14 protein-coding genes are annotated in these 15,346 nt (G+C 67.5%); 11 read left to right on the top strand and 3 right to left on the bottom strand.

The window, feature by feature from the left end:
* Positions 1–2 precede the first annotated feature (2 nt).
* The 6 genes from ASG62_RS03965 to ASG62_RS03940 all read left to right on the top strand — a co-directional run bounded on the left by ASG62_RS03965 (position 3) and on the right by ASG62_RS03940 (position 5,575).
* A complete protein-coding gene (locus tag ASG62_RS03965; RefSeq protein WP_056699849.1) occupies positions 3–803 on the top strand; it encodes an ABC transporter ATP-binding protein in 801 nt (266 codons plus the stop codon).
* Positions 793–1,608 (top strand): ABC transporter permease, encoded by an 816-nt coding sequence (locus tag ASG62_RS03960; protein WP_056699846.1) that lies wholly within the window; start codon positions 793–795, stop codon positions 1,606–1,608. The genes ASG62_RS03965 and ASG62_RS03960 overlap by 11 nt, the downstream gene beginning before the upstream one ends.
* 102 nt (positions 1,609–1,710) lie before the next feature.
* Positions 1,711–2,451: a FadR/GntR family transcriptional regulator gene (locus tag ASG62_RS03955; RefSeq protein WP_413814174.1), complete on the top strand. Its 741-nt coding sequence runs from the start codon at positions 1,711–1,713 to the stop codon at positions 2,449–2,451.
* 104 nt (positions 2,452–2,555) lie between these two features.
* Positions 2,556–3,545 (top strand): D-erythronate dehydrogenase, encoded by a 990-nt coding sequence (gene denD, locus ASG62_RS03950; RefSeq protein ID WP_056699838.1) that lies wholly within the window; start codon positions 2,556–2,558, stop codon positions 3,543–3,545.
* A 4-nt stretch (positions 3,546–3,549) separates the two neighbouring features.
* Positions 3,550–4,803: a 3-oxo-tetronate kinase gene (gene otnK, locus ASG62_RS03945; protein WP_056699834.1), complete on the top strand. Its 1,254-nt coding sequence runs from the start codon at positions 3,550–3,552 to the stop codon at positions 4,801–4,803.
* Positions 4,804–4,822: 19 nt separating this feature from the next.
* On the top strand, positions 4,823–5,575 hold the full coding sequence (locus ASG62_RS03940; RefSeq protein ID WP_056699831.1) for a hydroxypyruvate isomerase family protein: 753 nt from the start codon (positions 4,823–4,825) through the stop codon (positions 5,573–5,575).
* On the opposite strand, the gene ASG62_RS03935 is transcribed toward ASG62_RS03940, so the two are convergent.
* From ASG62_RS03935 to ASG62_RS03925, 3 genes are all read right to left on the bottom strand, one after another.
* Entirely contained in the window at positions 5,566–7,209 is a 1,644-nt protein-coding gene (locus ASG62_RS03935; protein WP_056699828.1) for a GMC family oxidoreductase, read from the bottom strand. The genes ASG62_RS03940 and ASG62_RS03935 overlap by 10 nt on opposite strands.
* A gap of 5 nt (positions 7,210–7,214) precedes the next feature.
* A complete protein-coding gene (locus ASG62_RS03930) occupies positions 7,215–8,435 on the bottom strand; it encodes a mandelate racemase/muconate lactonizing enzyme family protein (protein WP_056699826.1) in 1,221 nt (406 codons plus the stop codon).
* 103 nt (positions 8,436–8,538) lie between these two features.
* Positions 8,539–9,309, bottom strand: coding sequence for a FadR/GntR family transcriptional regulator (locus tag ASG62_RS03925; RefSeq protein WP_082537522.1), 771 nt, complete (start codon positions 9,307–9,309; stop codon positions 8,539–8,541).
* A 529-nt stretch (positions 9,310–9,838) separates the two neighbouring features.
* Here ASG62_RS03925 and ASG62_RS03920 point away from each other — a divergent pair.
* From ASG62_RS03920 to tkt, 5 genes are all read left to right on the top strand, one after another.
* Positions 9,839–10,255 (top strand): hypothetical protein, encoded by a 417-nt coding sequence (locus tag ASG62_RS03920; protein WP_056699824.1) that lies wholly within the window; start codon positions 9,839–9,841, stop codon positions 10,253–10,255.
* Positions 10,256–10,268: 13 nt separating this feature from the next.
* Positions 10,269–11,411, top strand: coding sequence for an alpha/beta hydrolase family esterase (locus ASG62_RS25270; RefSeq protein WP_082537521.1), 1,143 nt, complete (start codon positions 10,269–10,271; stop codon positions 11,409–11,411).
* Between the two features lie 184 nt (positions 11,412–11,595).
* Entirely contained in the window at positions 11,596–11,784 is a 189-nt protein-coding gene (locus ASG62_RS03910) for a hypothetical protein (protein ID WP_056699821.1), read from the top strand.
* 114 nt (positions 11,785–11,898) lie between these two features.
* A complete protein-coding gene (locus ASG62_RS03905; protein ID WP_056700165.1) occupies positions 11,899–12,801 on the top strand; it encodes a GGDEF domain-containing protein in 903 nt (300 codons plus the stop codon).
* A 184-nt stretch (positions 12,802–12,985) separates the two neighbouring features.
* Positions 12,986–15,091 (top strand): transketolase, encoded by a 2,106-nt coding sequence (gene tkt / locus ASG62_RS03900; RefSeq protein WP_056699818.1) that lies wholly within the window; start codon positions 12,986–12,988, stop codon positions 15,089–15,091.
* Positions 15,092–15,346: the final 255 nt, after the last annotated feature.

Genomic DNA, 15,346 nt, shown 5'->3' with positions numbered 1-15,346 from the left:
AGATGACGAAGCCCCGCGAGCCGTCCGGCTTCAAGCTCGTGCTCGATGGCGTCTCGCAGCGGTTCGGAGAGACGCAGGCGCTGGCCGAGACCCACCTGTCGGTCGCCGCCGGCGAGTTCGTCTCGGTGGTCGGGCCGTCCGGCTGCGGCAAATCCACCCTCTTCAACGTCGTCGCCGGCGTCCTGACGCCCTCGACGGGCCGCGTCTTCATCGACGGGCGCGACGTGACTGGCCGCGCCGGCGAGGTCGGCTACATGCTTCAGAAGGATCTCCTCCTTCCCTGGCGCACCGTCGTCGACAACATCGTGCTCGGCGCCATCCTGAAAGGGGGCGCGAGCCGGGCCGAGCGGGCGGAGGGCGTGGCGCTGGCCCGGCGCTACGGGCTCGGCGACTTCATCAACCACTATCCGGCGGCGCTGTCCGGCGGCATGCGCCAGCGCGTCGCCCTCATGCGAACGCTCGCGATGCACCGCGACGTGATGCTTCTCGACGAGCCCTTCGGCGCGTTGGATTCGCAGACACGCCTGTCCATGCAGCAATGGCTCCTCGGCATCTGGGCCGAGCAAAAACGAACTGTTGTCTTCGTGACGCACGACATCGACGAGGCCATTCTCCTCGCTGACCGGGTCGTCGTCATGTCGCCGCGACCGGGCCGCATCCGGGAGATCATTCCCGTACCCCTCGCACGTCCCCGGCCGATGTCGATCCTGACCGATCCCGTCTTCAGCGCGCTGAAGGCGCGCATTCTCGGCCTTATCTACGATACGGCATCCTTGGCCGGGGAGACGGTTCATGCAGCCTGATGAGCGGCGGTCGCTATTCGTCCAGATCGCTTATCCGATCCTGGCTCTCGGTCTCGTCGTCGGCCTTTGGGCGGCGGCCGTCGAGGTTTTCCAGATCCCGCGATACGTCATGCCCTCGCCCGGACAGGTCGCCGAACACATCGCTTTGGACTGGCAGACGCTGATCGAGGGGTTCGTCATCACCTTTACCGAGTTCCTGCTCGGTTTCGTGCTGGGGGCCGGCGGCGGCTTTCTCTTCGCGGTGGCGATGGACGCCTCGAAGACCGTGCGCGGCGTGCTCTATCCCGTGCTCATCGCAAGCCAAGCGGTTCCGATCGTCGCGATCTCGGCGGCGCTGACGATCTGGCTCGGCTTCGGCCTCGCGCCCAAGCTCGTGATCGTGGCGCTCGTCGTGTTCTTTCCCGTCGTCGTCAATGTGCTGGACGGTCTCGCTTCCGTCGATCGCGACGTTCTGAATCTCGTTCGATCCATGGGCGCCTCGAAGCTCGCGACCTTTCGCCATGTGAAACTGCCCGCGACCTATTCGCCGCTCTTCTCAGCTTTGAAGCTTTCGGCGACCTTCTCCGTCACGGGCGCCGTCATCGCAGAATGGACGGCCTCCACGTCCGGCGGTCTCGGCGCCTATCTCCTCCAAGCCAACTCCCGGCTCAATACGGCCGGCACCTTCGCCGCGATCGCATTCCTGGCGTTGCTCGGCGTCGTGTCCTTTCTCCTCGTGGTGCTCGCCGAGAAAGGGCTGACGCCCTGGAAGAGCGCATCGGTCGCTCGCCGCTGGTCGCGCAGCTTCTGGCGCGACGAGGGCTGACCTGCATCGTCCCATGATCCGACCATCGGCTTGACACTTTCCGACGACGCGTGGGACAACTGGCTTGCTGGCCGAACCAGTTGATCAATGCGCGTGGCGCCCATGAACTTCGTCCTCGAAAATGCGCGGGAGCTTCGCGAGGCGATCGTGCGGCGGACCATTCGCGACGTCGTGGCGGAGAAGATCGCGAGCCTCATCGCGGCGGGGCTTCTGAAGGTCGGGGACGATCTGCCGAGCGAGCGCGATCTGGCCGTGGCGCTGCGCGTCAGCCGGGAATCGGTGCGCGGCGGCATCCAGATCCTTTCGGCCAAGGGGCTGATCGCGGTCGTGCAGGGGGCACGCACGCGCGTCGTCTCCGACGAGGTCGGGCCCGAGTTCAAGCAGACGCGCGAACCCCGGCTGATCAACAGCTACGGCCTTTCCGACATCCATGCGGCGCGGCTGCATGTCGAACTGCGCGTCGTCGCCGATGCCGCCCTGCGGATCGACGAGGAGACGCTGCGCTTCCTGTCGGATTCGCTGGAGGCCCAGCGGGCCGCGATCGACGATCCCGTGCGCTTTCTCATCACCGATCGCGAGTTCCATTTCGCGATCTATCGCGCCTGCGGAAATCCCGCGCTCGCCGATTTTGTCATCGATCTCTACGGCTATATGATGGAGCATCGGCGGCGGGCCGTCTCCGAGCCCGGCGCCATCGCGGCCAGCTACGACGATCATCGCCGCATCGTCGAGGCTCTGAAGGCCCATGATCCGCAGGCCGTCGCCGCCGGCTTCGAGGTGCATCTGGAGCGCATCCACCGCACCACGCGCAGCAGTCTCGATGCCGCCGAGAGGGGCGGCTGAAACAAGGACCGGAGGGGGCGGTCGGTCGGCCCGCCCGTTCCGGCAGACCTTTCCGCCCCCGCGAAACATGCGCGGCGGACGAGTGTTCGAAGGAGGAGGACAGGATGAAGATTCTCATTATCGGCGCGGCCGGCATGATCGGACGCAAGCTCGCCGAGCGCATTTCGGCCGATGGCGGCCTCGGCGAGACGGCGGTGGACGAAATGGTGCTCGTCGACGTCATCCAGCCGGAGGTGCCGGCCGGGCGCATTTCGAACGTCCGCACGCAGGCGCTCGACATCTCGGTGCCCGGCGCGTCGAAGCCGCTCGTCGCCGAGCGGCCGGACGTGATCTTCCACCTCGCCGCGATCGTCTCCGGCGAGGCCGAACTCGACTTCGAGAAGGGCTACAGCATCAATCTCGACGGCACGCGCGATCTCTTCGAGGCGATCCGGCTGGAGCACGGCGCCTCCGGCTACAAGCCGCGCGTCGTCTTCGCCTCCTCGATCGCGGTCTTCGGCGCACCGTTCCCGAAAGCGATCCCGGACGAGTTCTTCCAGACGCCGCTGACGAGCTACGGCACGCAGAAGGCGATCGGCGAGCTGCTCCTCTCCGACTACACGCGGCGCGGCTTCTTCGACGGCATCGGCCTGCGCCTGCCCACGATCTGCATCCGGCCGGGCAAGCCGAACAAGGCGGCCTCCGGCTTCTTCTCCAACATCCTGCGCGAGCCGATCGCCGGGCAGGAGGCGGTTCTGCCCGTCGCCGACAGCGTGCGCCATTTCTTCGCCAGTCCGCGCGCGGCGATCGGCTTCTTCCTTCATGCCGCGACGATGGATCTGTCCAAGGTCGGTCCGCGCCGCAATATCAGCCTGCCCGGTCTGTCCGCCACGGTCGGCGACGAGATCGCGGCGCTCGGCCGGATCGTCGGGGAGAAGGCCGTGAAGCTGATCCGCCGCGAGCCCGATCCGATGATCATCCGCATCGTCGACGGCTGGGCGCCCGATATCGAGGGCAAGCGCGCCCGCGAGCTCGGCTTCACGGTGGAAAGCTCCTTCGACGAGATCATCCGGGCGCATCTCGACGACGAGATGGGCGGGCAGGCGAGGGTCTGACATCATGCTGCTCGGCTGCATCGGCGACGATTTCACCGGCTCCTCGGACCTTGCCAACACGTTGGCGAAGGGCGGGATGCGGGTGACGCAATATTGCGGCGTCCCGTCCGGCGCGGCCGAGCCGGGCGTCGAGGCGGGGATCGTGGCGCTGAAATCGCGCACGATTCCGCCGGCGGAGGCCATCGCGCTCTCGCTGGCGGCGGCGGACTGGCTGGAGCGCCAGGGGTGCCGCCGGTTCCTCTTCAAATACTGCTCGACCTTCGATTCGACGCCGGAGGGCAATATCGGTCCCGTCATCGATGCGCTGATGGAGCGGCTCGGCTCGGATCGCACGATCGTCTGCCCGGCCTTTCCCGCGACGGGGCGCTCCATCTATCAAGGCCATCTCTTCGTCGGCGACCGGCTGCTCAGCGAAAGCGGCATGGAAAACCATCCGCTGACGCCGATGACCGATCCCGACCTGCGCCGCTGGCTCGCCCCGCAGACGAGGCACGGCGTCGGCCATGTTCCGGCCCGGGCGGTCTTTGCGGGACCGGATGCGATCCGCGCCGCCGTCGAGGCCGAGGTCGCCGCCGGGCGGCCCGTCCTGGTGGCGGATGCGCTGCGGGACGAGGATCTCGTCGCGCTCGGCGAGGCGACGCGCGACTTCCGGCTGATCACCGGCGGTTCCGGCATCGCCATCGGACTGCCCGCCCTCTTCGGCGCATCGCCGTCGGCGGTGGGGGCGGCCTGGACCGGCAGTTCCGGGCCGGGCGCGATCCTGTCCGGCTCCTGCTCCGCGATGACGCGGGTGCAGGTCGCGCGCTATGCGGCGAGCCATCCGGCGCGCGAGATCCTGCCGGATGCGCTGATGGCCGGGACGACAGATGCCGCCGAGGTCGCCGAATGGGCGCTCGCGCAAGGTGCCGAGGCGCCGCTGATCTACACGTCCGCCGAGCCCGCCACCGTGCGGGCGGCGCAGGAGCGGCACGGGCGCGAGGCGGTGGCCGGAGCGATCGAGGGCTTCTTCGCCGATCTCGCCCGGCGGCTCGCGGCGGCCGGCGTCACGCGCCTCGTCGTCGCGGGCGGGGAGACGTCCGGCGCGGTCGTGGAAGGGCTTGGCCTCGTCGCGCTCGACATCGGCCCGGAGATCGCGCCCGGCGTTCCCGCCGTGAAGGCCGCCGACCGGCCGCTTTGGCTCACGTTGAAGTCCGGCAATTTCGGCGATGCCGATTTCTTCGAGACCGCGCTCGACGTTCTCGGCGACCGTGTCCGGTAAGACGGTAAGGAATGCGACGATGATCCAGCTTTCCGCCAATCTCGGCTTTCTCTGGAAGGACCGGGCGCTGCCCGACGCGATCCGCGCGGCCAAGGCTGCGGGCTTCGATGCCGTCGAGTGCCATTGGCCTTACGAAATGCCGGCAGCCGACGTGCGCGCCGCGCTCGACGAGACGGGCCTCTCGATGCTCGGGCTGAACACGCGGCGTGGGCGGGAGGGCGAGAACGGGCTGTCCGCGATGCCCGGCCGCGAAAGCGAGGCGCGGGCGGCGATCGACGAGGCCTTCGACTACGGCTCGGAGATCGGGGCGGGCGCGGTGCATGTGATGGCGGGCGCTTCGCGCGGGGTCGAGGGCGCCCGCGAGGCCTTCCTCGAAAACCTCGCCTATGCGGCCGATCTCGGCGGCAAATACGGGATGGTGGTCCTGATCGAGCCGCTGAACGCGCGGGATGCGCCGGGCTATTTCCACCAGACGGTGGAAGAGGCGGCCGATATCGTGGGGGCACTGGGGCGGCCGGAGGTGCGCATCATGTTCGACCTCTACCACCAGCAGATCATGGGCGGCGATCTCGTCCGCCGCTTCGAGCGCCATCGCGACCTCGTCGGCCATGTTCAGTTCGCGGCCGTTCCCTCGCGTGCCGAGCCCGACGAAGGCGAGGTCGCCTTCGAGCGCCTGCTGCCTGCGCTCGGATGGAGCGGACCCTTCGGCGCGGAGTATCGGCCGCGCGCGGGCACCGACGACGGCCTCGGCTGGATGCGCGCCTACCGCTGACGCGCCGCCGCATCCTCAAGGATCGTCGCCGCGCCCTTCTCGGCCACCATCATGGTGGGCGCGTTGATGTTTCCGGCGGTGATGGTGGGAAAGATCGAGGCGTCGACGACGCGAAGGCCGGCGATCCCGTGGACGCGAAGGCGGGCATCGACGACGGAGGTCGCAGGGTCCGGCCCCATGCCGGCCGTGCCGCAGAGATGATAGATCGAGCCGCAATTCTCCCGAAAATAGGCGAGGATCTCGTCGTCGGTCGAGACACCCGCCGAGGGCGGCATTTCCTCGGCGGTGACGGCGCGAAGGGCGGGCGCCTGCATGATGCGCCGGGCAAGGCGGGCGCCCTGCACCGCTTCGTCGCGGTCCTCCTCCGTCGAGAGATAGTTCGGCCGGATCCGGGGCGCGCCTTCCGCATCGGGCGAGGCGATCTCCACCCGGCCGCGGCTCGTCGGGCGGCAGGCGTTGAAGGCGAGGAGAAAGCCCGGATAGGGCTCGGCCTTCAGTCCCGCGCCTGGATCGCTCGGAATGCGGTAGGAGAGGGGGTTGAAGTAGAGCTGCAGGTTCTCGCGCGGCTCGGACGGCCGGCCGCGAAAAAACCCGCCGGCCTGGTTCACGCTTATCGCGAAGGGCCCCTTGCGGGTCAGGATGTAGCGAAGCGCGAGCCCGGCCTGGCCGGCGAGGCTGGAGAAGGGTCCGTTCAGCGTCGGCACGGTCGAGCGGTAATAGAGGCTGGCGCAGAGATGGTCCTGCAGGTTCGCGCCGACGGCGGGCAGATGACGGCGCGGCGCGATGCCGAGCCGTCCGAGCAGCGCGCCGTCGCCGATGCCGGACAGCTGGAGCAGCTTCGGCGTCTCGACGGCGCCGGCCGAGACGATCACCTCGCATCGCGCGCGAATCGTGCGCCTCTGGCCCCCTTGCAGGATCTCGACGCCGGTCGCGCGATGCTCGTCGTCGAGGAGGATGCGCGTCGTCCGGGCGTGACGCCGGATCGTGACGTTCTCGCGCTTCAGGGCGGGGCGCAGATACTCGGCGCCGGCGGAGGAGCGAAGGCCCCGGCGCGTGTTCACGTCGTAGATGCCGGCGCCCTCGATGGCGGCGCCGTTGAAGTCGGGCGTCTCGGGAAGCTGGATCTCGCGGCAGGCGGCCAGGAAGGCGTCCGTGATCGGATGCGTCGCGCCGCGCATCGGCGTCACGCCGATCGGCCCGTCGCCGCCATGCCACGGCGAGGCCCCGCCGGCATGGCGCTCCATCCGCTTGAAGTGCGGCAGCACGTCGGCAAAGCCCCAGCCGGGGTTTCCGGCATCGCGCCATCCGTCGAAGTCGCCGGCGGCGCCGCGCACGAAGATCATGGCGTTGATCGCGCCGGAGCCGCCCTGCACCTTGCCGCGCGGCGTGTAGATGCGCCGTCCGCCGAGTTCGGGCTCGGGTTCGGTCGAATACATCCAGTTCACGGCGGGATCGTAGTAGCTCTTGGCATAGCCGACGGGGATCTTCAGCCAGATCGAGCGGTCGTTTCCGCCGGCCTCGATCACGCAGACGCTGTTCCGCCCGTCCTCGCCGAGGCGCGCGGCGACGATCGAGCCGGCCGAGCCGGAGCCGACCACGACGTAATCGAAGGTCTCGTCGCCGTCGCCAACCATGCGTCTCAGCCCTTGGCCGGCGCGAAGTCTTTGACGTCGGCGGGGTTCGGCGCCATCTGGAGATGCAGCCGCTCGCCCGTATAGGGGCTGTGGCGCGCGATGGCGTCGAGATCGAGCTCGATGCCGAGGCCGGGCTCCTTCGAGGGAATGAGATAGCCGTCCTCGAAGACGAGCGGGGTTTTCAGGATCTCCGCATGGAAGCCGGAAAAATCCATGATGGCCTCGTGGATGAGGAAGTTCGGCGAGGCGGCGGAGAGCTGGATCGAGGCGGCCGCGCCCACCGGGCCGTTGTAGAGATGCGGGGCGATCTCGGCATAGAAGGCCTCCGCCATGCCGGCGATCTTCTTGGCTTCGAGAATGCCGCCGACGCGGGCGACGTTCATCTGGAGAATCGAGGCGGCGCCCGTCTGCAGCACGCGCTGGAACTCGTATTTGGTCGTCAGCCGCTCGCCGGTCGAGACGGGAATCGTGGTCTTGGCGGCGACGCGGCCCATCGCCTCTTCCTGGCCCGGCGGCACCGGCTCCTCCAGCCAGAGCGGATCGTATTTCTCCAGCCGCTTGGCGAGCCTGATCGCGGAGGCCGGAACCATCTGCCCATGCGTGCCGAAGAGAAGATCGGCGCGCGAGCCGACGGCCTCGCGAACCCTCGCGCAGAAGGTCTCGCAACGGTCCATCACGCCGAGCGACAGATGGTGGCCGGAATAGGCGGTGTAGGGGCCGGCCGGATCGAACTTGACGGCCGTGAAGCCGAGGCGCTCGACCATGTCGCTCGCGCAGGAGGCGGCGAGATCGGGATCGTCGTAGTCGTATTCGCCGGCCGCGTTCTTCGGATAGAGGTAGGTGTAGGCGCGCAGGCGCTCGTGGACCAGCCCGCCGATCAGCGCGTGGACCGGCTTGCCCGCCGCCTTGCCGACGATGTCCCAGCAGGCGATCTCCAGGCCGGAGACGATGCCCATCATGGTGGGATCGGGGCGCTGGGTGAAGCCGCTCGAATAGGCCGCGCGCCAGAAGCGCTCGATGTCGTGGGGGTCGTGGCCGAGGAGATGGCGCTCGAAGACGTCCGCGATCGCGGGCTTCAGGGCGTCCGGGTGAAAGGCCGTCGCGTAGATTTCGCCGACGCCCTCGATGCCGCAGGCCGTGTGGAGCCGGACGAGAATCCAGTACATGCCGCCCAGATGAGGCGGCGGGACGGCGACGACATGAATGTCGAGCGATGCGATCTTCATGGGGCGCGGCCTTGGTCGGAGGCGATGGCGCGATTTCGCCCCAAGCTTCCGCCCGTCGCCAGCCTGAAAGCGACGCCCGACCGGGCATTCGCGATGAAGGCGATCAGCCGCGCAGTTTGCGGGCGATGGCCGCGTCCGTGTAGTCGAGCAACTGGCGCATGGCCTTGCGCGCCGCGTCCGGCCGCTGGAGACGGATGGCGCGCTCGACCGATGCGTGCAAGGCGGTGACCTTCCCCAAATCGACGTCGCTCGGATAGAGAAACAGGAACAGCTGGCGCAGGGCCGAGTCCACGATGACGCCGAGCGGCAGGAGAAGGTCGTTCCCCGAGCCCGCGAGAATGGCGAGATGGAAGCGGATGTCGGCCTCCATCCAGATGTCCCGCGATGGGGCCGCTTTCATCTCGCGGCAGGCGAGAGACATATCGGCCATCTGCGCCTCGCTCCGGCGCGTCGCGGCGAGCGCCGCCGCCTCCGGCTCCACGAAATGGCGGAACTCCTGCACCTGGGCGAGGAAGCGGGCACTGTCGGGCACCGCGGAGTACCAGTCGAGCACGTCGCGATCGAGCAGGTTCCAGCGCGCGCGCGGTTCGACGCGGCTGCCGATCTTCGGCCGCGATGCGAGGAGGCTTTTGGCCGTCAGCATCTTCACCGCCTCGCGCACCGCGGACCGGCTGACCTTGAAGATTTCGGCCCACTTGGCCTCGTTGGGGAGGATCGAGCCCGGCGGGTACTCGCCCCGCACGATCCGCTGGCCGATCTCGACCGCGATGTGGACATGCACGCGTTCGCCCTGAAGGCGCGAGACATTGCCGATCGGGCTGAACTTATGGCCGCTCGGAACGGCGTCCTCCAGCGGGACGAGAAGCTTTTCCATTGCCCGGGCCGTTTCCATCCTGCAAAGCGTCAATGGTTTCCGAAAGCGAAACGCGCCGTCGAGACGCCGTTGCACCTTCAGTTCTGCTACTCTCGGATGCAAATGTCGATTGCATCTTTCGGAGGATTGTCCCGAAAGGCGGCGTCTCCGTAACTGGTACGCCTACCTTTGATTTTACCGGTGCCAAACCAGGTCGCCTCGCGACCTGCTTCCTCCTGCCAGCATCCAGTTACCGTTTTGGCACGGCCGAGCCCACGAGATCATCGTGTTTCGTTCATCCGTCCCCCGCCAATCACGGTTGGTTGATAGACGTACGTCATTCCGCACCCTGTATCCATCGCCGTAGATTGCAAGGAAAGAGGACCTTATCTATCCGGCGAAGTGATAAATGGAGGATGGGTGCAAATGTCCGCCATGTCGATGGGCATCATGCGAAAGAAGATCATTTCGCTTTTGTATCCTGCGATCTCTTGTACTGCCTGTTCGCGTCACCACCTGTCATCCAAGTGGATGGTAAGAGGATGGTAGGATGCCCCGGAAGTCGGCTTTGCAGGAGCGGGGAGGCGAGAGCGAGAAGCTGACGCTGAACCTCGGCTATGTCGATCTCGGGGGCATCGATCTCCTCGTCCGCGAGGGATTCTATGCCCATCGGAGCGACTTCATCCGATCGGCCATCCGCCGCCAGCTCGACCTCCACGACGATCGGCTCCGCAAGTCGGCGGAGCATCTGTCCCTCGATCTCGGCCTTCGCCGCTACGGGCGCGCCGATCTCGAAGCCGCCCTCGCGGCGGGAAGAAAGCTCGACATCCGCGTTCTCGGCCTCGTCACGATCGACGAGGACGTCTCACCGGATCTTGCCCGTGAGACGATCTCCTCCATCACGGTTCTCGGTGCGCTTCAGGCGAGCCGCGAGCTGAAAGCGGCGCTTGCCGACCGCATCCGCTGAAAGGACCGCCGCCATGACGAAAACCTTCTCCGACCTCATGCGGGATGCCCGCTCCCTCGTGTCCGTCCGCCGTCTGGAGGACGCGACCGCCGTGATCCAAGAGGCGCTCGGCGGACGCAAAGGGCCGACGGGTGCGGCACGTCATGACGGGCCGAGCATCGAGCTGAAGGCGGGCGCCGGAGAGACGTCCAGTGACCGCTCGGCCAAGCCCGGCCCCGCAAAGTTCGGCGGGGTCGAGGCGTTCGCGCCGTTCCTCGCCACGCGTCCGCGCTTCAGGATGCCGGCCGCCCAGCCGGTGCCCGCGCCCGTGCATCTGCCCGACGGCGCCCGTTTCGAGACGCATGTTTACGAGGGTCCCGAGGGCAGCCGAAGCTTCAGGCTCTATCTGCCGTCCTCGCTGCCGGCAGGTCCTCGGCCGCTGATCCTGATGCTGCACGGCTGCACGCAGAACCCGGACGACTTCGCGCGGGGAACGCGGATGAACGCGGTGGCGGAGGAAGCGGGCCTTCTCGTCGCCTATCCCGAACAGCCGCAATCGGCCAATGCGCGCCTCTGCTGGAACTGGTTCGAACCCGCGCACCAGAAGGCCGAGCGCGGCGAACCGGCGATCCTTGCCGGCATCGTCCGGCAGGTCGTCTCGACGCAGACCGTGGACGAAAGCGCGATCTTCGTGGCCGGACTGTCCGCGGGCGGGGCCATGGCGGCCGTGCTCGGCGCCACCCATCCGCAGCTCTTTGCAGGCGTCGGCGTGCATTCCGGTCTTCCCTATGGCGCGGCCACGGATGTCGGCTCCGCCCTGTCGCTGATGCGCAGCGGCAAGGGCGGCGTCGCGCCCGGCGCCCGGGGGGGCCCCGCGCCGCGTCTCATCGTGTTCCACGGCGATGGGGACCGAACGGTCCACCCGTCGAATGGCGGGGCCGTGGCAGGCCCGTCGAGGCCGGACGAGACCGTGGAGCGCGGCGTCTCGGGCGGGCGGGGCTATGCGCGGCATCTGCGCGCCGGAGGCCCTCTGCCCGAGGTGGAGTACTGGACCGTCGAGGGTCTCGGCCATGCCTGGTCGGGCGGCGATGCCGGCGGCACCTATGCCGATCCGGCCGGCCCCGACGCGTCGCGCGAGATGGTTCGATTCTTTCTCGGCCGGCCCCGCCAGCCCTGAGACCTGCCCGAGCCCTCGACGCCGGTCCCCGACCCGAGAAGCCCGCTCCGCGCGAAGGATTTTGCGCGGGGCAGCTCCGCGGCGGACGATCGTTCCTTTATCGGTCTACTCCGCTGATGGATAATCTGGTCCAAGATGTTTCTGGCGCGCCGCTGCGAGCGGCGTGTCGACGAAGGGCCGGTCGATGACGAAGCGCGAGATCATGACGACCGTCCGCGACTGGGGCGCCCTTGTCGGGGCGATCGCCATGGTGGGCTTCCTGACCTTCGTCCCGCAGCACGCCTCCACTCCGAGCGACCACGCAAGCGTGCGCCATGCGGCGGCAACCGAATGGCCGTCGCGCACGGCGGAAGCCCGCCTCGCCGGACAATAGCTTCGCCGAGACGTTCGAAGCCCTCGGGCATACCTTAGCCCGATTGTAACCTGCGCCCATTACGAGATGGCCGCTCAGGACGCGGACTTGTCGCGTGGCGGCGAGGTCTCGAGCTTGGTTTCAGTTACCGACCAGTTGGCGGTTCTCCAGGAAGAAACGGATGCGCTGATCGCGGTCTACGATCCCGGCGATCGGCTTCGCTATGCCAATCGCGCCTTTCGATCCGCCTATTTCATCGAGGACGACGAGACGCCGCTCTGGCGGGACATCATGCGCCGGAACCACTCGGCGCAGCGGGGAACGATGATCGAGACCCGGGATATCGAGGTCTGGCTCGCGTCCGTCACCTCCCGGCGCGGCAAGGTCGCGAGCCGGACCATCGAATCCAATCTCTACGACGGACGCTGGCTCTGGATCGTCGAGACGGTTCGGACGGACGGCTGGATGATGTTCGTGGGAAGCGACATCACAGAGCTTCGCCGGTCCGAGCGCACGATACGCCAGGAGTGCGACCGGGCGCGGAAGGCGTCCGTCACGGACGATCTGACCGGCGTCTCGAACAGACGGCATGTCATCGCCGCGCTCGACGCACTTCTCGAGCGCGCGGACGATCGAGGCGCCGAGCCGTTCACCCTTTGCCTTCTCGACCTCGATCGCTTCAAGTCGGTCAACGACATCTTCGGGCATCCCGCAGGTGATCTCGTGCTGGTGAGCTTCGCTCAGCTCATGCGCTCCGGCATCCGGTTGAAGGACCATTTCGGCCGCGTCGGCGGCGAGGAATTCCTCCTGATCCTGCCCGAGACGGATGCCGGGGCGGCGAGGGGGATCATCGAAGGCGTCCTCGACGAGGTCCGTCGCAGCCGCCCGCTCCTCGCCCATCCCGATTTCACCTATACGTGCTCGGGCGGACTGGCCACGTCGCGCTTGGGCGACAACGCACAATCGATCTACGCCCGCGCCGATCAGGCCCTCTATTGCGCCAAGCGCGAAGGCCGCAACCGGATCGTCGAGAGATGACGGGTTCGCCCGAGCCGGCCGATCGGCCGGAGCTTTCCGGCGGTCCACAACAGAAGACGTGGCAGTTCCGACGGGATCAGCCGGACCTTCTTGGAAGCATTCCAATCGATTGAAATGATGGTTTTTCGCCATCGTCATGTCGCGCGACGCTCCTATCTTAGCCCTCGAAGAGAGGGACGGTTCCATGAGCGCGACAGCCAAAACCACCATCGATGCCACGAGCGGAGACACGAGCGGTCTTGCGATCGACACGATCCGCACCCTGACGCTGGACGCGGTTCTCGCCGCGCATTCGGGCCATGTCGGCGCGCCGCTCGGCCTGGCGCCCGCCGGCCACACGCTTTGGACGGAGTTTCTGCGCTACGATCCCGAGCGGCCGGACTGGCCGAACCGGGACCGTTTCGTGCTCTCGGTCGGGCACGGCTCCATGCTGCTCTACGCGCTCCTGCATCTGGCGGGCGTGCGCGAGATCGATGCCGAGGGACGGCCGACCGGCAAGCCCGCCGTCTCGCTCGACGACATCAAGGCCTTTCGCCAGCTCGATTCCAAGACGCCCGGCCATCCCGAATATCGCATGACGACGGGCGTCGAGACGACGACCGGCCCGCTCGGCCAGGGCTGCGCGACCTCGGTCGGCATGGCGATCGCCGAGCGCCAGCTCGCGGCGCGCTACAACAGGCCGGACGCCACGATCTTCGACCACGACGTCTACGTCTTCTGCGGCGACGGCGACATGATGGAGGGCGTCTCGGGCGAGGCTGCCTCGATGGCGGGTCACCTCAAGCTGTCCAACCTCTGCTGGCTCTACGACAACAACCACGTCTCCATCGAAGGCTTCACCGATCTCGCCTTTTCCGAGAACGTCGCCGAACGGTTCCGCGGTTATGGCTGGAAGACGCTTTACGTCTCCGACGCCAACGATACCGCCGCGATCGCCAAGGCGCTGGCGGAGTTTCGTGCGACCGACGACCGGCCGACGCTCATCGTCGTCGACAGCGTCATCGGCTACGGGCTCCAGAAGCAGCAGGGTACGTCCAAGGCTCATGGCGAGGCCTTCGACGCCGAGGACGTGAAGGGCGCCAAGCGCGCCTATGGCTTCCCGGAGGACCTGTCCTTCCATGTGCCGGACGGGGTGGCGCAGTCCGTGCAGGCGGCCGTCGCAGGCCGGGGCAAGGCGCTGCGCGAGGCCTGGGAGGCGACTTACGCCGCCTATACGAAGGCGAACCCGAAGCTCGCCGCCGAGATCGAGGCGATGCGCCGTGGCAAGCTGCCGGAGGGCTGGGACAGCGCGATCCCGAGCTTCGAGGCGGATGCCAAGGGCCTCGCCTCGCGCGATGCCGGCGGCAAGGTGCTGAACGCCATCGCCGCGAACGTGCCGTATCTCACGGGCGGCTCGGCGGATCTGGCGCCCTCCACGAAGACGCTTCTGACCTTCGAGGGCGCCGGCTCTTTCGAGGTGAAGGACTATGGCGGCCGCAATCTCCATTTCGGCATTCGCGAGCACGCCATGGGCTCGATCGCGAACGGCATGGCGCTCTCCTATCTGCGCCCCTACACGGCGACCTTCCTCGTCTTCTCCGACTACATGCGCCCGCCGATCCGGCTGGCCGCGATCATGGAAATCCCGGTCGTCTTCGTCTTCACGCATGATTCCATCGGCGTCGGCGAGGACGGGCCGACCCACCAGCCGATCGAGCAGCTGGCGAGCCTTCGCGCGATCCCCGGCCTCAACACGATCCGTCCGGCCGATGCCAACGAGACGGCGGAGGCCTGGAAGGTCGCGATGCGCCAGAGCCACGAGCCCACCGCACTGATCCTCTCGCGCCAGCCGCTGCCGACGATCGACCGCTCGACATACGCGGCGGCCTCGGGCCTCGAAAAGGGCGCCTATATCCTGGCGGGCAAGGCGGAGGAGGTGTCGGAGGTCATCCTCATCGGCACGGGCTCGGAAATCTCGCTCTGCCTCGAAGCGCACGAGCGGCTGCTCGGCGAAGGCGTTTCCTCGCGCGTCGTCTCCATGCCGTCCTGGTTCCTCTTCGAGAAACAGGACGAGGTCTATCGCGACAGCGTGCTGCCGCCCGACATCATGGCTCGCGTGGCAGTGGAGCAGGGCGGAACGCTCGGCTGGGATCGCTATGTCGGCGCCAAGGGCGCGCATGTCACCATGTCCACCTTCGGCGCCTCCGCCCCGATCGCCAAGCTCCAGGCGAAGTTCGGCTTCACCGCCGACAATGTCGTGAAGCTCGCCAAGGAGCAGATCGCCAAGCGGGCGTCGCAAAAGCAGTCCTGATTTACTTTTGCGCCGGACGAAGTCCGGCAAGGGGCTCAAGCGCCGCTCGGCTCGGCATACCCCTCCACCGGATTTTCCCGGAGTCGGGGTATGCCAGCCGCCGGTGGCATCTCCAGACGGAGCCGCCGGCGTCGATCGTTTATGGAATGGCTCGCCCCTTTTCCTCGGCGCATGATCTGCGCCGTTTGAGACTGGCAAGGAGGCGAGGCGATGAATGAGATCAGGGTTCTGGGCGTCGATCTTGGCAAGGACATT

This window comes from Aureimonas sp. Leaf427, assembly GCF_001425485.1.
GTDB lineage: Bacteria > Pseudomonadota > Alphaproteobacteria > Rhizobiales > Rhizobiaceae > Plantimonas.
The sequence above is the reverse complement of the archived record's forward strand: the minus strand, read 5'-3'. Positions and strand labels throughout refer to the sequence as shown.